We start from the raw sequence: 23,689 nt of genomic DNA on the forward strand, positions 1-23,689 counted from the left end.
TCATCGAACTCGATATCGCCTACCCAGGACGGATCAGATAAAGAGGGTTCTCCATCACCCGGAAAGGATCTTTACACACTTGAAGTGACAAGCTCTTCGCCGAACGCGACCTGTTGTAGGGCGACGCTGAAAATGAGCATGTAGGCGGCACTCCGGATGGGGAGATGGACGACATGAAAGACCCCGCCGGGGTGGTGTCCTGGCGGGGTCGGGTGCTCATGGTGTCGCCGTGGTGCTCAGTCTGTCGCGATCACCTCGCTGACTGCGGCGCGGGCGGCGGTCTCGTCGACGAGTTTCTTGCCATGGGAGTAGCTGGCGACCAGCGCGGCCTTGGCGATGTTGTTGATTGAGCGTGGCTTGCCCCGGCTGGATTCGTGGACGAGTGCGACCGCGTCCTCGGTGAACAGCGGGTCGTCGCGGCCTGACTGGGTGAGGTGGTGGCCGATGTATTCGGCGGTCTCGGACTCGGTCAGTCCTGTCATGTGCCATCTGACGCTGATCCGTTGATCGACCAGCGCATCACCGTCCGCTTCCAGATGACCGGCATGACCAGCGACGAAACCACCGGCTACATCCGCCACCACCTGAAGATCGCCGGACGCGACAACCCGCTGTTCTCCGACGACGCGACCGCGCTCATCCACGACTCAGGCCGCGGCAAACCCCGCCAGATCAACAACCTCGCCCGCGCGGCCCTGGTCGCCACCTACACCGCCGGCAAAACCCTCGTCGACGAGTCCGCCGCCCGAGCCGCCGTCACCGAAATCGTCGCGACAGAGTGAACATCCCAGCGACACCACCAACACCGAACCCCGTCCAGCACCCCGGGACGGGGTTCTCTTCATCCACCACCCGTTCACCAGCAATGACGCCATCCCGTTCACCGCGAATGACGCGCAACACTGGCCACCAAACAGCACGTCGACCGCTACCTCAAAGCCGCGGCGGTGGACCGCGTCGAGATCGCCAACGGGCTGTTCGGCCGTGCCCTGGCCCAGCACCAGGTGCGCGACCCGAAGACCGGCAAAGCCACCGCGATCACGCCCGCCCTGGCCACCCAGGCGCAGTGGCTGAGCATCAGGGCGCTCGGCTGGGACACCCCGGCGCAGATCAGCTCACGCGAGTACGGCCTGGCCCACGAGGGCGACACCTCCCGCTGGGACGCCAAAACCGCCACCGCGCACATCGACGCCCGCGTCGGCACCGCGATCGGGCTCGGCGTGTCCACCGTGACCCTGTGGGGCCACCACGCCGTTGACGGCGCCCAGACCTACCGCCTCCTGGACGCCGGCCTGGCCGCCAACCAAACGTGGACCATGCTGACCAGCCAAAACCTGCATGGCCGGCTGGCCGCGGTCTTCGACCCCGCCTCGCCGGACGTCGGGATCGAAAAAGACATCGCCGCGCTCGCCAAGGGCGTGCGCGAGCTCTTCATCCTCACCTGACCGCCCCAGGGCTTAAACCTCTGGTCAGAGCCCGTGCGTCGCTGCTGAGAGGAGACCGGCCGGATGCCCGACGACCCGCCCCACCTGCCCGGCGACAGCCCGTATGACGACTACGACGGGCCGCGCGGCTTCGCCGACGTCGACGGCGGCTACCCCGTCGAGGAAGACCTTGCCGAACCCGCGTCAGCGGGGGAGAAGGGGCGGCCGCCGCCCCCTGAAAGGCCCGCATCACCCGTGTCGCCGGTGTCGCCGGTGGTAGGGCGCCGGCTGCACAATCCGCTGCCGGGCATCCAGCCTCCCGACGATGACGACTGGTACGGCCCGGAACCCGCCCGCGCCACCTGGCGGACGATCGCTCCGATCGCCGTGCTCATTGTCGCCGCCGGCCTCGGCGTCTGGCTGGCGATTCCCTCCGCCACCGAGCAGGCTCTCCCCCCAGGTCCGGCCTCTCCCACGCCCGAGCAGACACCGGACCCAGGCCACGTCCAAGACCCGCCTACCCGGCAGCCCATCCCCTGGCAGACTCCCCGCTGGACGCCGACGCCCCGCCGCACGCCCAGCCCCAGCGCGACACCGGCCCGCACCCCCTCCCGCGCTTCCTCGCCGAGCCCATCGCGCCGCGTCACGGCCCGGCCGGCCCGGCCGTTCGTCACGTCGGCGCCCCAGCCGCGGTCGACCGTGACCGTCACCAAGAAGGTGACCCTCCCGCCGAAACCGGAGCGCACCCGGCACGCGGGTGGGCCGGAGGAGCCACCCGGCCGCGGCTCGCGGCCGACCGGCCGTGCCCGCTCCTGGCCCACCTGTCATACCTGGGGCGACTGCCACGACGACCCCCCGAAAGGCTGACCCGTGCCCCACGAACGCACGACCGGCCGCCGAGGCGGCCGGTGACGGGCGGGCTGCTGGCGGCCGCCGCGGCCGCGCTCGCCATCACCCTGACCGGCTTGCTGGCCGTGGACCGGCTGCGCGACCCCCGCCGCCGTCACGGGCTGGCGCTGCGCTGGCGGCTGCTGTGGCGCATGTACCCGGGCCGGGGCTACGCCCGCCGGCTGGAGCTGTATCGGCACTACGGACTGCCCGCCGCCCGTAAGGCCGCCCGCTAGGCCCGCCCCTCCCTGCGCACCTGGTGGATCCGGCGCGTGGTGCACCCCCGGGAGATCGCCATCTTCCTCGGCTGGGCCCAAGGCTGGATCCTGCGATGGCGCGTCTACGCCACCCTCGAGGACAACGTTCTGTGCTTGGCTCCGCAAAAGGAGGGCAAGACCGCGCACCTGGCGGGCCGCGTCATCGACGCCCGGAGCCGTGATCGTCACCAGCGTCCGCGACGACATCGTGGAACAAACAGCCGGGCTGCGGCACGGCCGCGTGCACCTGTTCAACCCGGAACAGGTCGGCGAACTGCAGGGCAACGTGCGCTGGTCGCCCATCGAGGGCTGCCAAGACCCGGTCACCGCGATCCGCCGAGCCGCGACCAAGGTGGCCGCCACCGACACCGGCGGCCTGTCCGACCAAGGATTTTGGACCAACAAAGCAGCCATGGTGCTGGCCGCCCTGATGCACGCCGCCGCGCTCGAAGGACTGAGCATGGCCGAGGTGGACGCCTGGGCGCTGGATGAGGACCCCACCCCGCTAACGATCCTGAGCCGGCCCGGCCTCAACACCGACCGCGCCGCCGCCCAGGTGCGCCGCTACTACGCCCTGCACGTCCGCACCCGCGACAGCATCTACCTCACCCTGCGCCAAGTCCTGCAATGCATGGACGACCCGGCCACCGCCTGGACGCTGTGCCCGCCACCCGGCGAGGGCCTCGACCTGGAAGAGCTGCTGCGCCGCCGCGAAACCCTCTACCTGATCTCCGGAGATGGCCACAACCCCGGCACACCCATCCTGTTCACCGCCCTCGTGGCCGAGATCCACCACACCGCCCGCCAGCTCGCCTCCCGCCGCTCCAACCGCCGCATGGACCCGCCCGTCACCTTCCTCCTGGACGAGGCCCCCGAGATCTGCCCGATCCCGCACCTGCCCAAATGGCTGGCCACCGCCGCAGGATCCGGATTCTGCTTCGTGGTCGGCGGCCAGTCCTGGTCCCAGTTCGAAGAGCGCTGGGGACCCCACGGCGCGAAGACCATCTGGAACAACACCAAGGCCAAAATGCTGTTCGGCGCCACCTCCGACCCCGACGACGTCGAGACCATGTCGAAACTCTGCGGCCAGATCGCCCTGCCGTACTGGGAGACCTCCGTCGACGGCTCCGGCAAACGCATGCGCACCCGCCGCTGGGAGATGGTGCCGGTACTGCCCCCCGAGGAGGCCCGCATGCTGCGCACCTGACGGGCGCTGGTCGTGCGCCGCAACGCCCTGCCCACCATCGTCCGCATCGAACGCATCTGGCAGCGCGCCGACTACAAACGCTGGCGCGCCAAGGACGGACACGTCCCCCTGCCCCGCCAGAGCGGACGCGCCGGCCTCCAGCACACCGGCCCGACGACCGGCCACAGCGGCGGCCGGCCACCCGCCCCGCCCGCCAGCCGCCGGCAACGCCCGCCCCGGCCCTGGCACACCACGCCCTCCGAACCCGAGCCATGACGGCCACCCCGCCCGGCGACGATCCCACCCCGCCGGCGGAGGCGAACGCCGAGATCATCGCCGACCTCGCCGCCGAACTCGAGCAGCTCGCCGCCGTTGTCGCGAACCTGGCCGCCGCGCCACCCCCGAGCCGGCGCGGCGCGCAAACCGAGCCGCCCCGCCCCTGGTGCTGGCCGCGCATGCCGCACACCGACAAGGCCGACCGGCTCGCCGAGCTCGGCGACTGGCTGACCCAGGTCTTGTTCGCCTGGCCCTCCGCCCAACGCGCGATCCTGCCCTGCTGGATGCGCCACTGGGACGTCATCGAGGACCTGTCGATGCTGTACTGCTGCTGGAAAACCGCCTACATGGGGGAAGAAGCCACCGCCAGCGACGCCGCCGAATTCCTCGACCGATGGCTGCCCAACGCCATCACCCGCATCGAGGTCCGGCTACGCCCCTGCGGCCAAGGCCACCACCCCGACAAGCAACGCCGCGACGACAGCACCGCGCTCGCTCCGGTCCTGGAGGAACTGCGCTGGCTGTAGTTATCTGGGGTCCGTCTGAACCGGCAGGCAAGTAAGGCAACTGGCCTTGTGTGAACTTGCCTGACGGGTTATCTGGGGGTTGTCAGCCAAGTAGGTCACGTCAGGGGACGCCATCGCGCCCAGGGCCGCGATGCAGGTGCTCGCGCCGGTGATCGCCCTCCTGCAAGACCACCCCGAGCAGGACCGGCAAGCCCTTGCCGAGCTGATCAACCAATGCGCGCAGGAGGAAAACCGGATCGGCATCTGACAGCCTGGGAAGCGCCCGAAACCCTGGGTGTCGGCGTACAGGAGAAGTTCAGAACCATGTACGAACGGACGTACAAGCGCCGCGTGCCATCACGCCGGGCCACCGACGGTTGATCGACGTTGACCAACACGCGGGCAGGGGTGCAGTCCAGGGGTGGGCGCATCCGGATGCCGCATCCGGTTATTTCACAAGGGTCCGCTGTCCCTCCGGATACGGGACAGCGGACCCTCATCGCAGGGACAGTCGGCGGGGGATTCTCGTTTCCGTGACCGGGCGACGAGTTCCGGCGAGAGAGAAGAGAATCCGATGTCTCAAACCATGTCCACCCTGCCTGTCCACGACGAGCACACCGCCCGCACCGTCCCCGTTTCCCAGCGGCTCGCGGTCGTGGGCCTGCTCGTCGGCGCGCTGCTCAACGGCGCCGAGTCCATCGGGATGCGGCTGCTGCTGCCCGGCAAGCCCGCGACGGGAGCGGAGAAGCTGCAGGTGATCGCCGACACGGGCGTCACCTACCCGGTGCTCGTCGCGCTCGGCACCCTCGCGATCCCGTTCATGTGCATCGGCTTCCTCGCCCTGGCCCACCTGCTGGGGCAGCGCGCGCCGCGTACCGGCCGGGTGGCAGTCACCTTGCTGCTCATTGGCATGTTCGGCTTCTTCGGCATGCACGTCGAGTCCTTGATTCAGGTGCCGCTGAGTCAGGCAGCGGACCTGGTACAGACAGGCGCCCTGCTCGACCGCGTCGAGGCGGATCCGCTCCTGGGCCTGATGTTCGTGGCGCCGTTCCTGCTGGGCACCGGACTCGGCCTGCTGGTGCTGATCGCGGGTCTGCTGCGCACCAAGGCCCTGCCTCGCTGGATCTCGCTCACCATGCTGGTGTTCCTGGTCGTGGACTTCGGCCTGCGCAACGCTGGTCCCGTCGACGCGCACTGGTTGTGGATCTTGGCCTGCATCGGCGCCGCGCGGTCGATCCTGCTGACGCCCGCACGCACCCCGGCCGTCAGTGACTGAACCGGACAGCAAGCTGCACTCCTATACTTTCCACCCTATGCAGGACGAATCCCAGGCCGGTCGTGCGGCGGTAGCGGTGGCCCGGTCGGCCTCGGCGCTGGCCGTGGCCGCGGCCGTCGCCGCGGTCGCACTGCCGCTGCTGACCGGCACCGGCTATCTGGAACGGCTGCTGAGCACGCCGGAAGCGGTCCTGGCGCCCGCGTACGCCGCCGCCGGTGCCTGGCTGGCCGGGCACGAGCGGTCTCGGCGGATCGGCATGTTGCTCGTCACCACCAGCGCGTTCGCCGGATGTTACGTCCTCGGACTGTCCTTCACCGCGTGGGGCGAGGCGACCGGTCTCGGAGCGCGGCCGCTGGCCGGCGCCGCGGCGTGGTTGACGACCTGGTGCTGGATCCCGCCGCTCGGCCTGGTCGCGGTGCTGCTGCCGCTGCTGCTGCCCGAAGGCCGGCCGCTGGGCGGGTGGTGGTCGCGGCTGCCGAGGGTCGCCGTCGGGCTCGTCACCGTCGCGACGGTGGTGGCCGCGGTGACACCCCGGAAGCTGGGATTCACGACGGTCCCGGAGAACCCGCTGGGCATCGACGCGATCGAACCTGTCGTGCTGCCTGTGGGGTTGTCGCTGCTGGGCGGCTGCGTCGGGCTGATGCTGATCGGCCTCGCGTCCCTCGTGGTGCGATTCCGGCGCGCTGACGGGGTGGAGCGACGGCAGGTCGCGTGGATCGGGTACGGCGTCGCCGCCACCGTCATCGCGACCGCGGTGGCGCCGTGGTGGGTACGTGCGTTCGCCGCCCTGCTGATCCCCGCCTGCATCGTCGTCGCCGCGCTCCGCTATCGGCTCTATGACATCGACGTGCTGGTCAACCGCACTTTGGTGGCCGGGGCGCTGCTGGCCGGGGCGGCCTTGGTCTACGCCGCGGTCGTGGGGTGGGCCGGGAGCCTTCTGGGGGAGACGAGCCGGGTCACGTCGTTCACGGCGGCGTTCACGATCGCGCTGCTCTTCCATCCGGCCCGGGTCCGGGTCCAGCGCGCCGTCGACCGGTTGCTGTACGGCGATCGGGCCGACCCGCACACCCTGTTCCTCCGGGTGGACGACGCGATCCGCGGCGCGGACTCACCCCGGCTGGCCCTGCGTGACGCCGCCACCGCCGTCGCCCGCGGGCTCCGGCTGCGTGGCGTGACGATGAGCGTTCACCTGCCGGACGGGGCGGACGTCGAGACCTCCACCGGGCACGTCGATCCCCGCCTGGCGATCTCCTTCACCCTCGACCTGCACGGCGAGAGCGTCGGAGTCCTGCACGCGATGCCGCGTAACGGCTCGGCGATCCTGGACCCGCAGGACCGGGTCGTGCTCGCCGCCCTGACGGGTCCGCTGGCCAGCACCGCACAGGCGGTTCGGCTGACCCACCACCTCGAGCGCAACCGCGACCGGCTGGTGACCACCCGTGAGGAGGAACGCCGGCGGCTGCGCCGAGACCTCCACGACGGGCTCGGACCGCAACTGGCCGCGATCGCGATGACCGTTGACACCGCCGGCCGCGTGCTCGGCCGCGGCGACACCGGCAGGACCGCACGTCTGCTCGGCGTGGCGGTCGACCAGACGGCCGAGGCGATCGCGGACGTAAGACGCCTGGTACGCGGGCTCCGCCCGCCGGCACTCGACGAGTTCGGGCTGGTCGGCGCACTGACCTCCTCGGGCCTGGCCGCCACCGCCGCTGCCGAGGCCGGTGATATACCGTCGATCACCGTGGACGCCGAGCTCGACTCTTCCCTGGAATTGCCTGCCGCGGTCGAGGTCGCGGCCTACCGGATCGTTCAGGAAGCGGTCGGCAACGCGCTGCGACACGATGCTCCCCGGCAGATCACCGTCACTCTTCGGGAGGCTGGCGACAATCTCGCGGTCACGGTGTCCGACGACGGGACCGGCTTCGACCCAGCCGCGAACCGAGCAGGCGTCGGGATGGCCAGCATGCGCGAACGCGCTGCCGAGCTCGGCGGAACCGTGCGGCTCGAAAGCGCTCCCGGCAGGGGCACGACGGTCGCCGCCCTGCTCCCTCTTCGCCCAGGGGACCACGCATGACGACAGCCGTGCTCGTCGATGATCATCCGGTGTTCCGCATGGGGCTGGCCGTGCTGCTGGAGGAATTGGACGTGACCGTCGTCGCGCAGGCTCCGGACGGCGAGGTGGGTGTGGAGGCGGCACTGCGGCACCGCCCGGACGTCGTCCTCATGGACATCCAGATGCCCGGCATGGACGGGGTCACCGCTACCCGGCGGATCCTCGATGCGTGGGCCGACGCCCGGGTGCTGATGCTGACGATGGTCGCCGACGACGAGGCGGTGTTCGCCGCGATCCAGGCCGGCGCCCTCGGCTACCTGCTCAAAGGAGCCGGAAGCACCGAGATCGGCCGCGCCCTCGCGGCGGTGGCGGCAGGAGAGGCCGTCTATGGCGCCCACGTTGCGCGACGGCTGAAGGCGTTCTTCAACGCCGGCTCGGGCGTGGTGGCCAAGCCGTTCCCCCAGTTGTCCGACGGGGAGCGTGAGGTGCTGAGACTGGTCGCGGGAGGGCTGGGCAACCAGGCCATCGCCCAGCGGCTGCACCTGTCGGAGAAGACCGTGCGCAACCGGGTCAGCAGCATCTTCACCAAGCTTGACGTGGCCAACCGGGCCGAGGCGATCGTCAAGGCCCGCCAGGGCGGACTGGCCTGACCCGTATGCGCACCGCGGATGTCTCCGGGGCGCTGATCAGACCGAGTAGATCGTGATGAACCCGCCGGCGACGCACACGACCGAAACGGCCGTCAGCACCCAGCCTGCGAACACCGCTGCATTCAGGCCGGTCGTGACGACAAGTTCGACCGCGCTGCGATAGCGGCCCGGTGCCGAGGAAGCTCGGTCGGCGCATTCACGCATAGCGCGCCGATCTGGTGCCCGTGGCGGGCGAAGGTCGCGACGAGTCTGCGATCGGTGCTGTTCTCGATATCAATCTCGTCGGCGGCGGTGGCCCGGCCGACGAACCGCATCTTCGCGTCGAACTGGTCGGACCAGAAGTAGGGGACGGGGGCGTAGGCGTCCTCTGCTCCCAGCAGTGTCAGCGCGGCGTGGCGTCCCTGCTCCGCCGCGTTGGTCCACTGCTCGACCCGCATGTCCTCGTCGAAAAGGGGGTTGTACCACCGGGCCACGTCGCCGGCAGCGACGACGTCGGGGACGGTGGTTCGCAGGGTGAAGTCGCATACGACGCCGTCGGAGACGGCCACCCCGCTACCCGCGAGCCAATCGACGACCGGCACCGCACCGAGTGCACCGACCACGAGATCGGCTCTGATCGGCTCGCGGCCGGGCACCGAGACCACGTACTCCTCACCCACGCGGTCGACGCCTGTGGCCAGTCTCCCACAGAGCATCGCCACCCCATGGCGCTCATGCAGACGCCGGAACCACTCGCCCACCTCGTCGCCGAGGACCCGAGCCATGGGCACCGGCGCGACCTCGATCACCGTCGTGTGTACCCCGAGCTCTGTCGCCGTGGCAGCCACCTCGAGCCCGAGGAAGCCGCCGCCGATCACCGCGACACGGGTCGCTGCTCGGAGGCGTTCCCTCAACGCCGCTGCGTCATCGGCCGTCCTCAGGTAGCAGATGTGCTCGTCGCCGTGCCGGAGGCGGCGGACCCTCGAACCGGTGGCGATCACCAATCCGTCGTATGAGAGCTCGTGCCCGTCCTCGAGGACCACCGTGCGAGTTGCAGGGCGAAGACCCCGGGCGGCCCGGCCGAGTTCGAGGCGGACGCCGCGGTCGGCGTACCACTCCGGACCGCGGAGCGGAGACACGTGGTGACCTGTGCGCAGTGCCTCTTTCGACAGCGGCGGCCGGTCGTAGGGAACCTGCGACTCAGCGCCGACGAGGACGATCTCGCCGGCATAGTCGTTGCTGCGGAGCGTGTCAATCGCGTGCACCGAGGCTAACGACGCACCCACCAGAACGATCCGATCCACGTCTCCCACACCCCCGACCAGATGTCCGACGAACCAGTAGACCTCGGCCAGTCTAGGTATGTTCGACATGCTTCGACGTACCCCGTTTGGGGCATAGCGCGGACTGTCTTGACCTGCGTAAGGTGAGCTGCATCACGAAGCGTCACAGTGGTCCGTGTGCGCTGGACTCGACGACAGTTGGCCCGCACGGATCAGGATGTGAGGGTCGGCCCGATGTCAGAGATAATTGTGGATCGCGAACACCAGCGCTTCTCGGGCGCGCTGCAGTCAGCACTCACCATGGACGAGGTGGCCGCAGCCTACCTCGGCGCTGTCGGCCGGGTGATCCCCGCCGCCGCGCTCGGTCTCTACGCGCTCGACGCCACCGCGGGCACCATGGTCGATGTACGGGCCACCGTCGCCGGTGACCTGGTGGAGGAGTACGAGGAGTACGGCCGGCAGGACGACCCGGTGCTGGACTTCATCGTCGAGCACCGTCGCCCCATCGACTCCTCCCGGGTGGTCTCTACCGATGCGTGGGAGCTCTGCGGAGCGCGCCATGCACTCGGCACCGAGGGACTAGCCCACTCGATGGAGGCGCCACTGATCGTGTCGGGTGTCTTCTACGGCACGATCAACTTCGCCCGACCTCCGCAGATGCCGTCGTTCAGCGACCGCGATCTCAGCTCGGCGCGGGCCGTGAGCGAGCAGCTGGGTCTCGCCACGGAGCGAGCGATGCGCTACGAGGCGACGGGGCATCGCGCGACCGCGCTCGAGAACGCACTGGACCGGATGGGGCAAGCGGTGGTGGTCACCGACCTGGACGGCCAGGTGCTGTTCCAGAACCGGATCGCGCGACGCGACTGGGATGTCGAGGTAGGCCCGGACAACGCGCCGCTGCCGGGCGCGATCACGAACTGCATTGCGGATGCCATGTCGGAGTTCCGCAACGACGGCAAGCGGGTCTTCATCCGCAGCGTGCAGGACCGCGCGAGCAACCGCAAGGCGATCGTGAAGTCCTACCGGCTGTCCGAGCGCAACGCGACCGCGGTCACGCTCGTCTTTCCGTGCGCCGAGGAGGCCGCGGCACACCAGCTGCCCGCGTGGGACGTGCTGACCCGCCGGGAGCAGGAGATCGCTCAGCTGGTCAGCGAGGGGCTCACCACCAAGCAGATCGCGGCGCGAGCGTTCATCACCGAGAACACGGTCAAGCAGCACCTTAAGCGGGTGTTCGCCAAGACGGACGTCAATACGCGTGCGGAGCTGGTTCAGCTGATCTGGACCTCGGGTCGCTCGCCGGAGTAGCGGTCTCCCTACGCAAGGGTGCGGTCCCGGCCGACCCAGCCACCGAGCACCGTCAGACCCACCGCGGCCGCGGCCACCAGAGCGGTCACGTGCCGCCCTGGGCCGATGACCTCACGGACGAAACCGGCGGCGACCAGTGCGACAGCGACCATGGTGTACGCCGCTCCTTGCACCATCGACGAGAGGCGGCCGGTCAGCTCGGCGTGTCCGGCCCGCAGGCTGATCAAGGACAGCGACGTCACCATCGCACAGCTGAGACCGAAGCCAGCGAGTGCTGCCCACAGCACCACCAGGCTGGGAACGAGAACGAGGCCGACCATCGCGAGGAGCACGCCGAGCGGCGGGATCATCGCGACCGCCCGTTGGTCCTGTCCGCGGAGGAACATCGGAACGACCTGCGTGGCCGCGATGCCGGTCAGGAGGAAGACCCCCAGGTGCTCTCCGGCGGCCTCGGCGCTGACACCGATGTCCTGCTCGACGCTGGGCAGCCAGCTCAGCAGGATGTAGAAGGCCGAGGACTGCAGCCCGAAGTACGTGGCGACCTGCCAGGCGAGCGGAGTGCGCCACACCGACGGTCGCTCGACTGTTGGCGGCGACACGCTGGGGTCACTGGGCGCGGGCTGCGGGGCGACGCCCATCCTCGGCCGCCACGTGACCAGTGCGGCCAGGACGAACAGCCCCCATAGCCCGATGGCGAGGCGCCACGAGCCGAGCCAGAGTACGAGCGGCACCGTCAACATCGAGGCGAGCGCGGCCACCACGCTCTGGACGGCGATGTAGTGGCCGGTGACGACGGAAACCCGTGACGGGAACGCCTTGTGGGTAAGTACCGGCAGCAACACGTTGCCGACCGCCATCGCCCCGCCGATCGCCGCCGTACCGATGAACACGGGCCACAGGTCGGCGGCGGGCACGGGCAGCGAACGGAGGACGGCACCTGCGGCCAGGACGATCAGCGCGAACAGCAGCATTCGCTCGGTGCCGCGACGTACCGCTACCGCAGCCGTCATCGGCGAGAAGACGGCGAAGGCGGCGACCGGTAGCGCGACCAGCACACCCTGCGCGGTCGCCGACAGCCCAGTGTCGGCGGCAATGATCGGCAGTGCGGGACCGACGGCCGCGACCAGAGCTCGCAAGTTCGCGGCGATCAGCAAGATCGCCGCGAGCACCAGGCCCGGACGGACTTGCTGCGTCAACGTCGGCGAGTGCGGGTCCACGCCGCTCCGTCGCTTACAACCGTCGTCCCCCGTCTGAGTTGATGACGACTCCGGTCGTCACCCGCGCTGCGACGGGGTCGGCGAGATAGACGTAGGCTCCGGCGTGGTCCTCGGGTCGCGGTGTCACGGCCAGGCGTGTGCCGGCCGCGATGCGCTCGTCACGACCGGGCACTCGGTCAGCGGTCTGGTGCTGTCCGAGCGCGTCGAGTCCGCTGAAGCGGGTTCCGGTCGTGCCGCCCGGCGCGACACCGTTCACGCGCACCTCGGGAGCGAGGTCCACCGAGAGGTGGTCCACCGCTCCTCGCAGCGCCCACTTCGCACTGCCGTAGAGAACCCCGCCGCCAACCGGGTGAAAGGCCGACTCGGAGAGCGTGAGCGTGACCGAGCCGCGCGCCCGCGCCAGCTCTGAGTACGCCGCCTGCACGGCGAGGAACACGCTCAGCACATTGATCCGCCACGACTCCAGTGCCGCGTCCTCGACCTGAGCGGCGTCGAGCTCGCGAAGTGAGGCATAGTAGTCGAAGACGCCGACCCCACAGGTGAGGTGGTCCAGGCCCGCCGCTCCTGAGGCCGCGTCGACGGCAGCGGCGAGCGCCGCCGGGTCGGTAGCATCGCCGGCGACCACCTGCAGCCGGTCGTCGGGGCCCGGAAGTGCGGCTGCGTGCTCGGCGGAGCGGTCAAGCACGGTCACGATGGCACCCGCCGCGAGATAGGCGAGGACGACCGCGCGGCCAATGCCCGACCCGCCGCCGGTCACGAGGATCCGGCGCCCCGCGAGCGATCCGGTCATTGACCCGGGTTCCGCGCGAGCAGCTGGGTGATCAGCTCGGGCTCCTGGAAGCTCAGGCAGTCCAGGGCCACCGCGTCCAGCATGACCCGGGTGCCGCGGCGGGGGGACCAGATGTCGAGTCGCATGCCGTTGCGGGTCTCGACCCGTCGTACGACGACGTCGGCGAACTCGTTGGCCACCACGATCGGTCCGTCGTTGCCGCCGCCGACCGGATAGTCGGACATGTCTCCGATGGGCGGATGCTCGATCACCGGATCACTCGGCTCGGGCATGGACGTCGCCCTCCCTTCCAGGTAATGGGGTCAAATGAAGATGGACAGGTTGTGGGCGTTGATCACCGACTGGTCCAATGCCGCCCAACGCCGGGTCACCTGCCAGCCAGTGACCGTCGTCGTCCGGCGCACCGTGTCCTTGCGGAACAGCGAGTAGAGGCTGGGCGTCGGGTCGTCCCCACGGCTGCGGTAGACGAAGCAGTTGGACGAGACGAGGTACTCGTCTGCTACGTCCGTCGGGTCGACGACGACGTTGGTGACGAAGTGCCGCGTGCGCGACGGTGGCTGCTCGGCCCAGGCGAAGTCGGTCTCGAGCCGACGGACCCGCACCTCCAGGGTCTTTTTGGTGTCGTCGAAGATCCGTGACGTCGGCGAGAGCTCCCAGTCGGCGAGCCCCTCCCTCGTCACGCGGACCGGCACCTCGTAGCGGATGTCGTCGGCCAGGAACTCCAGCCAGTCTCTGAACCGTCGCTCGTCCAGGGCCAGCGCCTCACGGTAGAGGAAGTCCTGGATCTCGAAGACCGTTTCGCGGCCGACCTTTGTCGTCATGCTCTCGCTCATGCTTCACCCGCCAGGTAGTCGGCCCACCGGCTCCACAGGTTCCGGAAGTTGGTGTCGTTGACGTAGGGCGTGACCACGTGCCCGGGCCCGCGGAACGACGCGTCGCGATCGCTCTCCATCCCCATGATGTAGGGGAAGTCGAGGTCCTTGACCATGGTGGACCTGGCCGACCGGGTGACCTTCGTCCAGTTCTCGAAGTCGTCCTGCTCGAACGTGCCGGCCTGCCCGAACGCCAGGGTGTAGGCCTGGTACGCCGCCTCCTTGTACTCGTGCGACGCGCCCTTGGGCACCAGGCACCAGGAGTACATCTCCATCCGCCCGGGGCCTACCGGGTGATACAGCCGCATCGTCACGAAGCGCACGCCCGGCTCGCCCGGAGTCAGGCTGAACGGCTGCATGAGGAAGGACAGGTTGGGAAAGACGGTGCCGACCGCGGTGCGCACCTTGGAGAACACCTCCACCTGCTCCGGGGTGAAGGCCTCCCGCATCTCCTCGACCAGTTCATCCGGGAAGCCGCCGAACGCCGGGAAGTTCGGGCTGTGGCCCAGCCCGATGCCGTGACCGAGCCCGGGGATGCTCGCCGCCCAGCCCTGGCTGTGGGTCGACCCCGAGGACGGGAAGTAGCCCAGGTTGAAGCCCCACTGGTGGGCGACCGGTGTGTGGTAGCCGTCGCCGGCAAAGTTCTCCGCGCAGATCTTCCAGTCCGTGTCGGCCACCCAGTGGTCGGGAGGGCCGTGCACCTCGCTGCCCGCAGTTCCTTGCTTGAGGTAGAAGTCGAGGTAGAACTGGAAACCGCCTAGGTAGTCCTCCAAGCTCGGCGCGCCAGGGTCGAGGCAGCCGAAGACGAGCCCGGCGTAGCTGTCGACCCGTACGTTGACCAGGCCCCAGTCCTTCCGCTTGAGCCGCCCCTCGTATCCCTCCTTCATGTAGGGCACGCCGATCAGCTCGCCGGAGTTCTTGTAGATCCAGCCGTGGTAGGAGCAGCGGAAGTGCGAGGCGTTGCCGAGTTCGGACTTGCAGAGCAGGTTGCCTCGGTGTCGGCACATGTTGAGGTTCGCCGAGATCTGTCCGTGCTCGTCGCGCGCCACGATGATGTTGTTGTTGCCGATGTAGCGCGTGACGTAGTCACCCGGAGCCGGGATCTCCGTTTCATGGGCGAGGAAGCACCACGCCTTGGAGAAGAGCCGTTCCTGCTCCAGGTCGAAGATGTGTTGGTCGTTGAACGCCCGCGCGGGGAACCGACCCTCCTCGATCCCCTTCCTGATGTCCCGCAACGAGCCGTCCAGGCTCGTCCGGTCAGTCCACGAGGTCGTCATGGTTGACACCTTCTCGGCAGTCATTTCGAGGTGCGCGCTCCAAACCGGCCCGCGATCTCGTTCTTGATCTGGTCGTAGCGCTCCACGTGCGCGGCGGTGGTCTTGAGGTGCACTTCGGGCACCATGTCCTCGGTGTAGGGCACGCGGGACCTGCCGACGTTGATGTAGCCGGCGCCATTGACCCGCAGCTTCTCCAGCGGGATGTTGTACTTCGCGAACTCGAAGAAGTCCTGGCCCACGATGAACGGCTCGTGGGCCCACCGGAGCCGCTCGGTCAGCCAACGGGCGTCGTCGGTGCGGCCCTGCTGCAGGGCGTCGCGCAGCTCCAACACAGGGCCGGGGCCCATCGCGGTCGTGGAGGACCACGCCATGCCGACGAGTTCCTCGCCGTACATCTCCCAGGCCGGGAACCAGTCGGTCTCGATGGGCATCAGCGGGAAGTTGGTGCCGGTGTGGGCCATGTCGTTGTGGTAGCGGAAGCCGACCGACGCGCCGCCGGCGTACTTCACCGCGACGACCTGCGGCAGCTCCACCAGGGTCTTGTAGACCGACCGGGGGATGATGCCCCGGAACGCGGCGGTGTTGTCATAGACGACGATCGCGAGCTCGGGCACGGCCTCCGCCACGTCGCGGTAGAACCGCTCCATGATGGGGGCGACCATCTCGCCCCACATCGGCCGGCCGAGCAGGGTTCCGGTGATGCCTAGGTCGGCCAGGAACCGCATGCGGGAGACGGTGTCGCGGGTGTTGAGGGTGGTGGCGCCAACAAAGATCGGGAAGTCCGGGTTGACGTCACGCACCGTCTCGGCCACGCAGCCGGCGAACGCGCGCCATTCCTCGATCGTCAGCGTGCCCATCTCGCCGAGGGTGCCGTTGAGCGCGATGGCGTCGACGCCGTCGGCGATGAGGGAGCGGATCATCCGCTCGGTCTCCTCGAGGTCGACCGTGTCGGTGGCGTCCACCCGGTCGGCGCCCGGCAGTGCTGGGGTCGGGGGGTAGGACATCACGCCGCGGAGATCCTTGCCGCTGATCTTCGGAAGCTTGCTCATGAAGTGCTTTCTCCTTGTTCGGTAGTGGGGGATGGGTGGTTCAGAGCCGCGCGGCGGCGACGGCGGTGCCGGTCAGCCACGCAGGCACGGGTTCGTAGGCGAGGACGTCGAAGCCGACGCTGGCGGCGCCCGCGGCGACCAGCCAGGTGCGGATCTCGTGCGCCCCGTTGCCGGCCGCGTCGATCTCCTCCTGGGTGTACGCCGTGAGCCGCTCGGGCTCTCCGTCCCTGAAGCGACGGATGAATTCGTGGTCGAAGTCGATGTTGACCTGGCCCGACTCGGGCAGTCCCACCCAGTGCGAGAGCCCACCGGTGCCGACGACGACGATCCGCTCGGCGAATGTCTGCGCCTCGACAGCGCGACGCACCATTCGGCCAAAGTCGTAGCAGCGCCTTGGAGTGGGCCACGGCGGGTTGACGCCGTTGACGATGATCGGCACCAGCGGGTACGTCGCCCCTGGGTCGAGGTGCTTGAACGGCACGCAGAAGTTCTCGTCGAAGTCCAGGCCGCCCTCGACCAGAGCGGGGTCGAAGTCCGAGTCGAGCGCGAACTCGTACAGGTGGCGACCGAGGGCGGCGTGGCCGGGGTACTGGTGCTGCTCGACGTTGAGGAACGCACTCATCTCGGCGGTGACCGGGCCGAGGTAGGACTCGCCAGTGGCGATCGCGAACGCGGGCAGGTTACCGAGGTGGAAGTTGGTGAAGTGCTCGACCGAGACTGCGATCACCGCGTCCGGTTCGAGCGCGGCGATCCGCCGGGCGACTTCCTGGTACGCCGACTCGACCGACTCCCGCTGGGCGGGCTCGGCCCGCTCGGGCCAGCCGGTGATGCCTGGCGAGTGGGACGCGGTGAAGGCGCCCACGACCTTTCCTGCTGTTGCCATCACTTCTCTCCGCGGATCTGGGCGTAGTAGTCGGCGCGGTCGACTTCGAGCTGGATCGCGCAGAAATACAGGAGGTAGGGGTTGATGCCTCGCTCGTACATGGACTTGAAGTCCAGGTCGCGCATGAACCCGCGGAAGTCGCCGTCGATGCCGTAGTCGTCGAGCACCGCGTCCGCATCTGCCAGGTATCGCTCCTTGGTCGGGGCGTCCCGGCGGATGTCCCACAGCAGCTTGTGCAGCTTGTACATGCGGTCTCCCTCCTGTAGATCGAGCCTAGAAATCGGGCCGGTTCCGCGGCATCACCCGTCCGGGTCCAATCGGGTCTGGGCGATGCGCGGATCAGCACGGCGGTCAGATGCGGTGGGCGAACCAGTCCGTGAGCCGGGCCGTGGCGACCGAGAAGTAGTCGTAGCTGCAGTGCAGCGAGCCGGCGCCGTCGTAGATGTCGACCGTGACGTCGTCGACGGTGAGAGCCTCGACGAAGCGCTGGGCGCCCTTGACGTCCATGATGATGTCGTCGGTGCCGTGCATGACATAGACCGGCACGTCGATCTTGTCGGCGACCCCGTCGAGCGTGAACTCGGCCAGCTTCTCTCGGGCCTCGGCGGCGTCCTTCGAGCCGGAGAGCCACTGGAGCTGCTGCTGCAGCGGGGGGTACCACTCGTAGAAGTCGGTCAGGATGCTCCAGGTGCCGCACCAGGCGGCGACCGCCTTGACCCGGGGCTCGAAGGCTGCGGCGCGCGGCGCGTAGTAGCCGCCGAAGCTGACGCCGGCGAGCCCGAAACGGTCCGGGTCGACGTCGTCGCGCTGCTCGAGGAAGTCGAGGACCGCCTTGACCGGCACTTCGTAGTCGGGTCGGCTGTACATCTCCTTGAACCGGAGCGAGCTCCCGCGGCCGGGGGTGTCGACCATAACGACGTTCATGTCGCGCGCCGGGAACTCGGTGCCGCCGAGGAAATACAGCTCCTCGGCCCAGGAGTCCGCGCCCCCCAGGAACAGCACGGTCGGCCGCTTCTTGCCCGTGTTGTCGGGGCGGACGACGTATCCCTCCATGGTCTTGCCTTCGAACGGCACCTCGATCTGCTCGATCAGGCCGTCGGTGAGCGCGGCGGCTCGACGGAAGTTGGTGCGGCCGTTGTTGTACGCCTCGGTGCGGCGAGGGTCGTCGGAGGTCAGGAAGAACTCCGAGTGGCGGTAGTAGCCGCAAGAGCGGAAGAGTGCGCGGCGCCCGGTGGTGATGTCGCCGCGCTCGAGTGCGGCCTCGCCCTGCGCGGCGATCTCCTCGGCTGTGCGGTTCCACTCACGCCACCAGACCTCTCCGTCGGTGGTCTCGGTGCCGATGCGCGCCGCAGTGCGGGCGCACTCGAAGAGGTCGGCGCCGCCGACGGCGACCTGCGCGAGCAGCCGCATCGTTTGGATGGACCAGTCCTCGTCCTGGGGGAACAGCTCGATCGTCGACAGCGCGTCGAGGTTGGCGCTGGTGGTCTGCTGGGTCATGTGGGCTCCTTCGGTGGTGGGTGGGGTCTCAGGTGGGCAGCGTGGACACCGCGTCGTGCCACGCGACCCGATCGTCGATGGCCGCGCGAAAGGTCCCGAGTTCGCGTGCGGCGTTGATGCAGGCGGCACCGCGGAGCACGCCGTTCCTGCCGAAGAGCGCGATCAGCGACCCGTCCTTCGGTCGCCCGATCGCGACGTCGTCGGTGGCGGCGGCGCGCCCGACGAAGCGGACCTTGGCGTCGTGCTGATCGGTCCAGAAGTAGGGGACGGCGCGGTAGGCCTCGCGGTCGCCGAGCAACGTGCCGACGGCGTGGCGGCCCTGCTCGACGGCGTTCGTCCAGTGCTCGACGCGCATCGACTCGCCGAGGGCCTCGTTGTACCAGTGCGCGACGTCACCGGCGGCGACGACGCCCGGCACGCCAGTGCTCAGGTCGGGCGCGCACCGAACGCCATTGCCGAGCTCGACTCCGCTGCCGGACAGCCAGTCGATGGCCGGCGCTGCACCGATGCCGGTCAGCACGACGTCGGCCGAGAGGGTCTCCTCGGCCAGCCTGACCTTGTAGCCGCACCGTCCCACCGTGATCTCCTCGACGGCGGTGCCACAGATGACCCGCACGCCGTTGCGCTGGTGGAGGTCAGCGAACCAGTGGCCGACCGTGGCCGGGAAGGCGCGGCTCAGCAGGGTCGGTGCCGTCTCCACGACAGTGACCTCGACGCCGAGACCCCGAGCGGTCGCGGCGGCTTCCAGGCCGATGAACCCGCCGCCGACGACAACCAGGTGCCGTCCGGGACGCAGCGCGCCGCGTAGCCGGGAGGCGTCGTCGACGGAACGCAGCATGTGGAGCAGCTCGGGCTGCGCGCAGCAACCACGGAGTCGCCGGGCGGTGGCGCCTGTGGCCACGACCAGTCCGTCGTACTCGATCGCCTCGCCGGCTTGGGTGCGCAGCTGCCGCGCCGAGTCGTCGAGCCCCGTGACTCGGGTGCCGAGCCGGAGGTCGACCGCGTTCTCGACGTACCACTCCGGGGGCCGCAGGGCGGTGGCATGGAGCTCGACGTCGCCGGCGAGCGCTCCCTTCGAGAGCGGCGGCTTGTCGTACGGTGCCCGCGACTCCGCGTCGATCAGGGTGATGCGGCCCTGGTAACCCCGGGTGCGAAGCCCTTCGGCCGCGCTGACTCCTGCGAGCGACGCGCCGACGATCGCGACGTGCCTCACGGACGCTCCTGGTCAACGAGCGTGATCGCGCCGGCAGGGCAGCCGCGGGCCGACGCCTCTGCCTTGGCGCGCAGCCCCTGTGACGGGTGCTCCAGCCGCAGCACGGCGGTGTCGGTGTCCTCGTCGAAGTCCCAGATCTCCGGCGCCTCGATGAGGCAGTTCGCGTAGCCCCGGCATTTGTCTGCGTCGAGGGCCAACTTGTAGGCCATGGGAACCATCCCCTTCGGTCGATCGGGCGGGTGAGCCGGTCAGTGGCCGCCGGTGTCCAGATGGGGCACGGGTGGCTCGACCCTGGCGAGACGGGCGGCACGAGGGGTGTTGCGGCTCGTCAGGTTGCGCAACTCGCCGCGAGTGATCACGGCGGTGATGCCGGGGATGTCGCCCACGGCGAGGGCACCGGCGGCGTCGTCTCGGGTCGATCCCCACGGCGCGTCCATGACCACCAGGTCTGCTGCGCGGCCGACCTCCAGCACCCCGGCCGGGAGGCCCCAGGTCCGGGCGTTGTTGCCGGTAGCGGCCGCCCAGATGCGCGCCGGGTCGACTCCGGACAGCGAGCTCAGCTCCGCCACGGTCTTGATGACGCCGAGGGGCATCACACCGGTGCCGGTCGGGGTGTCGGATCCGATCACGACCCGGTCGAAGCGGCCCTCTTCCACGCACTTGCGGAGGATCCGAATGGATGAGCGGAGGTTGCCGGCCTGCACCAGCTGGAGTGCCATCGAGGTCTCCTCGATGATGCGGTCCACGCCCTGCTCGGCCAGCGCCGTCGGCCCGCCATTGATGTGGCCGCACACGTCGGGAGCGAGGTGGAGCAGGTGGTCCGGCGTGATCGGCTTGCTGCCGGGGATGCTGGCGCCGCCGGAGTGGCACATCACTGTGATGCCGTGGGCCTGCGCCGAACGGACCTGCGCGAAGCCGTCGGCGGGATCGTCGTACAGGCCGAATCCGAACTTCGCGAGCCGTACGCCGGCATCCTGGAGGTCGGCGAAGTCGTCGTCGGTGAGCGTCGGCTCGAGCACCACGGACCCGGCGTGCACGGTCATGCCGCCGGGGTGAAAGTTGTCGAAGCAGGTCTTGGCCGCGATCGCCAGCGCCTTGACCCCGGCGGCGGTGTGCGGACGGCCCTGGGCATGGATCTCACCCGGCGACACCACCGAGGTGATGCCGCCGTGGACGTAGCTGGCGAGGAAGTCGACGGTCTTCTGGCGCGGCGTGTAGTCGCCGAGGACGACATGACAGTGGGAGTCGATGAGTCCCGGCGCCACGGTCGCGCCGTTGGCGTCGACCACCTGGTCGGCGGCGGCGACCTCGGCCTCAAGCTCGTCGCGGCGGCCGACCGCGGAGATCGTGCCGTCTGTCGCGATGACCGTGTCGACGCCGTCGAGCATTGGATTCTCTTGATCGCCGGAGAAGACCGCGCCGGCCCCGACCACGGCGAGGGAACGGCTCATCGTGCTGCCTTCGCCTTCGCCTCCTCGGCGGTCATGCCGCCGACGCGAGCGTTGAGTCGGCCGCGGTTCGCGACCGCCGCGATGACGACGATCTCGTCGGGGTGAGGAGCGTCCGGGATGCGCACGGCGAGGGCGTCGTAGTGGCTGCGGACCCAGACCTCGTCCTTGTAGGCGAGCGGGACGTCGATGACCTCGCCTGGCGCCGCCGGCTTCGTCACCGATGTGATCCAGGCCTCGCCGCCGCCGATGGCGTCGCGGAAGGCGTTGCCGAACACCGAGGTGACCGCTGCGTTCACGTGCTCCTGCTCGCCGTCGCTGCCGACCAAGCCCGCCTTGCCGTAGCTCTCCACGGGGTCCCCGAGGAGGCGGGCCGCCTCCTTTCCGAGCATGGTGCCGATCTCGCCCGACGCCTCGACCAGCGCCGACAGGTCCTCGACGTACCCCTGGCCCGCGTACGGGTTCTTCACGACCACGCAAACCGCGACGCGACGCAACGGACCGCCGTCGTCGGACGCGCCGGCAGCGGAGCGCACCTCCTCCACCTGTGAGAACACCTTGCGTATCGCGAGTGGCTCAGCCACGACTGCTCCTCAACATTGAATAGACGTCGTGCGGTGCCGGTCCGGCGCCGCACCTGAACGATGGCAATCCGAAGGCCACGACTGCGTCCCTCTGCCGGGTGAATTCACAGCTGAGACCGCCTCACTGCTCGGTGGAGAGGGGCGCCAGGCGCTGCTGCGGGCGCCCCTGGGCGGCGGCAGCCAACGCGACCACGATCTCGTCGGGATGCGGCGCGTCGCTGATCCGGACCTCGACAGTCTTGTGGTGGGAGCGGATCGTGGCATCGGTGATGTGCTTCAACGGGATGTCGACGACGCTCCCTGTCCCACCGCGCTTCTCGACAGGCAGGCGCATGCAACAGAAGGCTGCGCCTTGGCTGGACGACGACTCGCCGTGAGCTGAGGACGCCCGGCAATTACACCCGACCGAGGGACGCGGCCCCTCGGTCACCGCCCCTACGGTCCGAGATCGTGGACGCCGGTGCGCACCGCGCCGCCGTCCTGCAGGACCCGGGCCAGGTTCAGTACGAGGACGGGGGTGCGGTTCGTGCCCAGCGTCGATTGCGCAGGCTGAGGCAGTCCAACATCGACGGCGGAGGCGGATCAAGGCTCTTCGGGCTGAACCGGTCGGCGAGCAAGAGGTGGACGGGCCTCTCCGGGCCATCTGTCCAGCTCGCCCCGTCGTTGGCGGCGGTCATCGTTTCCGTCGTGTGCTGGGCAGGCGGACCAGCGATGCCTGTTCCGAACGCAGACGGTCGAGGCTTTCGTCAATCCCGCCGGAGCTACCGCTGCGATCCTGTGACGACGTCCCGAAGCCAGGCTTCGATCTGCTCGGTGATTTCCTCCCAGACCGGGTCGAGCGACAGACAGTGGCCGGCGTCCTCGCGATAGACCTCGTACGCCCCGAGGACGCGGCCGAGGGCACGAACGTGGTCGGCCGGCGCGAGAACGTCATCTCCGGCGGCGACCACGAGTGACGGCGCCCGGACCGCGTCGACGTCGACCTCAGCAGACCAGCGTGTCGCCTGCCAGACGGCCGCTGGCGATTCCGGTTGGAGCAACGCGTAGTACTTCTTCGCAGCCTCCTCGTCGACGCCCGGCCAGAACAGCTGGTGCGCCATCTCCAGCGGCGGCGGCCCCCACGGCTGGTCCATGTCGATCTCGAGATCCACCGGTTCGGGAGCAAACCGCCCCGGCAACACCGGCGCCAAGAGCGCGATCGCAGCCAAGTCTCGACCAGTGGTGGCAGCGTAGGTCAACGTGGCGAGTCCCCCCATGCTTTGTCCGACGACGATCGGTGCAGCGTCGGTCGTCTCAGCCAGGCGCGCGACCGCGACTTCGACGTCCTCGGCGACTGCAGTGATGGGACGCCCGAGCCACTCCCGCTGCTCCATGGGTTCCGAGGAGCCGTGTGAGCGCCAGTCCAACGCGACATTGCGCCAGCCGCGCGCGGCGAACCAACTCTGCCAGTGAGCAAAGCACCACGCGCCATGGCAGCCGCCGTGGACGAAGACGATCGGGTTGGCGTGGCTGGCCCCGCCAACCGGTTCGACATGGGTTAGCGCGATTCCATCGACAACTTCAGTTGCCATAGCGGCGATCTCGTTTGGCATGTGTCCATATTCCCGGGGGATCACGCGATTCTGCGTCACCTGCTTGGGGCAATTCTGGGTCTTGGGACCCTGCCGCGCCAGGGCTAGATCCAAGACCACTTAGTTAGCGATTTCGTGGTGTCGTCAAATCGGCGGAAACAGCAACAGAGCCCCTGCTAGAACAGTGTCGACCAAGATCACAGTT

At 69.2% G+C, this 23,689-nt stretch carries 28 protein-coding genes; 11 read left to right on the forward strand and 17 right to left on the reverse strand.

The window, feature by feature from the left end; all coding sequences use genetic code 11:
* Positions 1–236: 236 nt before the first annotated feature.
* Entirely contained in the window at positions 237–482 is a 246-nt protein-coding gene (locus ACIBVN_RS58165; RefSeq protein WP_397151094.1) for a hypothetical protein, read from the reverse strand.
* Between the two features lie 21 nt (positions 483–503).
* On the opposite strand from ACIBVN_RS58165, the gene ACIBVN_RS58170 reads away from it, so the two are divergent.
* The 10 genes from ACIBVN_RS58170 (at position 504) to ACIBVN_RS58215 (ending at position 8,516) form a co-directional block, all read left to right on the forward strand.
* Entirely contained in the window at positions 504–782 is a 279-nt protein-coding gene (locus tag ACIBVN_RS58170) for a hypothetical protein (protein WP_397151096.1), read from the forward strand.
* Positions 783–947: 165 nt separating this feature from the next.
* A complete protein-coding gene (locus ACIBVN_RS58175; RefSeq protein ID WP_397151098.1) occupies positions 948–1,445 on the forward strand; it encodes a hypothetical protein in 498 nt (165 codons plus the stop codon).
* A gap of 63 nt (positions 1,446–1,508) precedes the next feature.
* On the forward strand, positions 1,509–2,291 hold the full coding sequence (locus tag ACIBVN_RS58180) for a hypothetical protein (RefSeq protein WP_397151100.1): 783 nt from the start codon (positions 1,509–1,511) through the stop codon (positions 2,289–2,291).
* A 41-nt stretch (positions 2,292–2,332) separates the two neighbouring features.
* A complete protein-coding gene (locus ACIBVN_RS58185) occupies positions 2,333–2,548 on the forward strand; it encodes a hypothetical protein (RefSeq protein ID WP_397151102.1) in 216 nt (71 codons plus the stop codon).
* 199 nt (positions 2,549–2,747) lie between these two features.
* Complete coding sequence (locus ACIBVN_RS58190; RefSeq protein ID WP_397151104.1) at positions 2,748–3,776, forward strand: type IV secretory system conjugative DNA transfer family protein; 1,029 nt, start codon at positions 2,748–2,750, stop codon at positions 3,774–3,776.
* 12 nt (positions 3,777–3,788) lie between these two features.
* Positions 3,789–4,031 carry a hypothetical protein gene (locus tag ACIBVN_RS58195; RefSeq protein ID WP_397151106.1) on the forward strand — a complete coding sequence of 81 codons (243 nt, stop codon included), beginning with the start codon at positions 3,789–3,791 and terminating at the stop codon, positions 4,029–4,031.
* The gene (locus ACIBVN_RS58200) at positions 4,028–4,558 is read left to right on the forward strand and encodes a hypothetical protein (RefSeq protein WP_397151107.1); all 531 of its coding nucleotides are present in this window, start codon (positions 4,028–4,030) and stop codon (positions 4,556–4,558) included. Before ACIBVN_RS58195 ends, ACIBVN_RS58200 begins: the two co-directional genes overlap by 4 nt.
* Before the next feature lie 565 nt (positions 4,559–5,123).
* Positions 5,124–5,813, forward strand: a complete 690-nt coding sequence (locus ACIBVN_RS58205; RefSeq protein WP_397151109.1) for a hypothetical protein — start codon at positions 5,124–5,126, stop codon at positions 5,811–5,813.
* 37 nt (positions 5,814–5,850) lie between these two features.
* Positions 5,851–7,887, forward strand: a complete 2,037-nt coding sequence (locus ACIBVN_RS58210) for a sensor histidine kinase (protein ID WP_397151111.1) — start codon at positions 5,851–5,853, stop codon at positions 7,885–7,887.
* Positions 7,884–8,516: a response regulator gene (locus ACIBVN_RS58215; RefSeq protein ID WP_397151113.1), complete on the forward strand. Its 633-nt coding sequence runs from the start codon at positions 7,884–7,886 to the stop codon at positions 8,514–8,516. The genes ACIBVN_RS58210 and ACIBVN_RS58215 overlap by 4 nt, the downstream gene beginning before the upstream one ends.
* Before the next feature lie 122 nt (positions 8,517–8,638).
* Here ACIBVN_RS58215 and ACIBVN_RS58220 read toward each other — a convergent pair whose 3' ends face one another.
* Positions 8,639–9,868 carry an NAD(P)/FAD-dependent oxidoreductase gene (locus ACIBVN_RS58220; RefSeq protein WP_397151115.1) on the reverse strand — a complete coding sequence of 410 codons (1,230 nt, stop codon included), beginning with the start codon at positions 9,866–9,868 and terminating at the stop codon, positions 8,639–8,641.
* Positions 9,869–10,012: 144 nt separating this feature from the next.
* On the opposite strand from ACIBVN_RS58220, the gene ACIBVN_RS58225 reads away from it, so the two are divergent.
* Complete coding sequence (locus ACIBVN_RS58225; RefSeq protein WP_397151117.1) at positions 10,013–11,083, forward strand: LuxR C-terminal-related transcriptional regulator; 1,071 nt, start codon at positions 10,013–10,015, stop codon at positions 11,081–11,083.
* Positions 11,084–11,091: 8 nt separating this feature from the next.
* Here ACIBVN_RS58225 and ACIBVN_RS58230 read toward each other — a convergent pair whose 3' ends face one another.
* The 15 genes from ACIBVN_RS58230 to ACIBVN_RS58300 form a co-directional block, all read right to left on the reverse strand.
* The gene (locus ACIBVN_RS58230) at positions 11,092–12,300 is read right to left on the reverse strand and encodes an MFS transporter (protein ID WP_397151119.1); all 1,209 of its coding nucleotides are present in this window, start codon (positions 12,298–12,300) and stop codon (positions 11,092–11,094) included.
* Positions 12,301–12,313: 13 nt separating this feature from the next.
* Positions 12,314–13,090 (reverse strand): SDR family NAD(P)-dependent oxidoreductase, encoded by a 777-nt coding sequence (locus ACIBVN_RS58235; protein ID WP_397151121.1) that lies wholly within the window; start codon positions 13,088–13,090, stop codon positions 12,314–12,316.
* Complete coding sequence (locus tag ACIBVN_RS58240) at positions 13,087–13,362, reverse strand: hypothetical protein (RefSeq protein ID WP_397151123.1); 276 nt, start codon at positions 13,360–13,362, stop codon at positions 13,087–13,089. Before ACIBVN_RS58240 ends, ACIBVN_RS58235 begins: the two co-directional genes overlap by 4 nt.
* 30 nt (positions 13,363–13,392) lie before the next feature.
* Positions 13,393–13,911 (reverse strand): aromatic-ring-hydroxylating dioxygenase subunit beta, encoded by a 519-nt coding sequence (locus ACIBVN_RS58245; RefSeq protein ID WP_397151125.1) that lies wholly within the window; start codon positions 13,909–13,911, stop codon positions 13,393–13,395.
* 8 nt (positions 13,912–13,919) lie between these two features.
* On the reverse strand, positions 13,920–15,239 hold the full coding sequence (locus ACIBVN_RS58250) for an aromatic ring-hydroxylating dioxygenase subunit alpha (protein WP_397151127.1): 1,320 nt from the start codon (positions 15,237–15,239) through the stop codon (positions 13,920–13,922).
* A gap of 20 nt (positions 15,240–15,259) precedes the next feature.
* Positions 15,260–16,288 carry a dihydrodipicolinate synthase family protein gene (locus ACIBVN_RS58255; RefSeq protein WP_397151129.1) on the reverse strand — a complete coding sequence of 343 codons (1,029 nt, stop codon included), beginning with the start codon at positions 16,286–16,288 and terminating at the stop codon, positions 15,260–15,262.
* 40 nt (positions 16,289–16,328) lie between these two features.
* Complete coding sequence (locus tag ACIBVN_RS58260) at positions 16,329–17,171, reverse strand: hypothetical protein (protein WP_397151131.1); 843 nt, start codon at positions 17,169–17,171, stop codon at positions 16,329–16,331.
* Positions 17,171–17,419 (reverse strand): hypothetical protein, encoded by a 249-nt coding sequence (locus tag ACIBVN_RS58265; RefSeq protein ID WP_397151133.1) that lies wholly within the window; start codon positions 17,417–17,419, stop codon positions 17,171–17,173. Before ACIBVN_RS58265 ends, ACIBVN_RS58260 begins: the two co-directional genes overlap by 1 nt.
* 103 nt (positions 17,420–17,522) lie before the next feature.
* Positions 17,523–18,668, reverse strand: a complete 1,146-nt coding sequence (locus ACIBVN_RS58270; protein WP_397151135.1) for an alpha/beta hydrolase family protein — start codon at positions 18,666–18,668, stop codon at positions 17,523–17,525.
* A gap of 28 nt (positions 18,669–18,696) precedes the next feature.
* Positions 18,697–19,881, reverse strand: a complete 1,185-nt coding sequence (locus ACIBVN_RS58275; RefSeq protein WP_397151137.1) for an NAD(P)/FAD-dependent oxidoreductase — start codon at positions 19,879–19,881, stop codon at positions 18,697–18,699.
* Positions 19,878–20,090 carry a ferredoxin gene (locus tag ACIBVN_RS58280; RefSeq protein WP_397151139.1) on the reverse strand — a complete coding sequence of 71 codons (213 nt, stop codon included), beginning with the start codon at positions 20,088–20,090 and terminating at the stop codon, positions 19,878–19,880. Before ACIBVN_RS58280 ends, ACIBVN_RS58275 begins: the two co-directional genes overlap by 4 nt.
* Positions 20,091–20,129: 39 nt before the next feature.
* On the reverse strand, positions 20,130–21,332 hold the full coding sequence (locus ACIBVN_RS58285; RefSeq protein WP_397151141.1) for an amidohydrolase family protein: 1,203 nt from the start codon (positions 21,330–21,332) through the stop codon (positions 20,130–20,132).
* Positions 21,329–21,913 carry an amino acid synthesis family protein gene (locus ACIBVN_RS58290; RefSeq protein ID WP_397151143.1) on the reverse strand — a complete coding sequence of 195 codons (585 nt, stop codon included), beginning with the start codon at positions 21,911–21,913 and terminating at the stop codon, positions 21,329–21,331. The genes ACIBVN_RS58285 and ACIBVN_RS58290 overlap by 4 nt, the downstream gene beginning before the upstream one ends.
* 121 nt (positions 21,914–22,034) lie before the next feature.
* Positions 22,035–22,247, reverse strand: a complete 213-nt coding sequence (locus tag ACIBVN_RS58295) for an amino acid synthesis family protein (RefSeq protein ID WP_397151145.1) — start codon at positions 22,245–22,247, stop codon at positions 22,035–22,037.
* A 427-nt stretch (positions 22,248–22,674) separates the two neighbouring features.
* Positions 22,675–23,505, reverse strand: coding sequence for an alpha/beta hydrolase (locus tag ACIBVN_RS58300; RefSeq protein ID WP_397151147.1), 831 nt, complete (start codon positions 23,503–23,505; stop codon positions 22,675–22,677).
* Between the last annotated feature and the right edge of the window lie 184 nt (positions 23,506–23,689).

This window comes from Nonomuraea sp. NPDC049400 (assembly GCF_044466425.1).
Taxonomy (GTDB): Bacteria; Actinomycetota; Actinomycetes; order Streptosporangiales; family Streptosporangiaceae; genus Nonomuraea.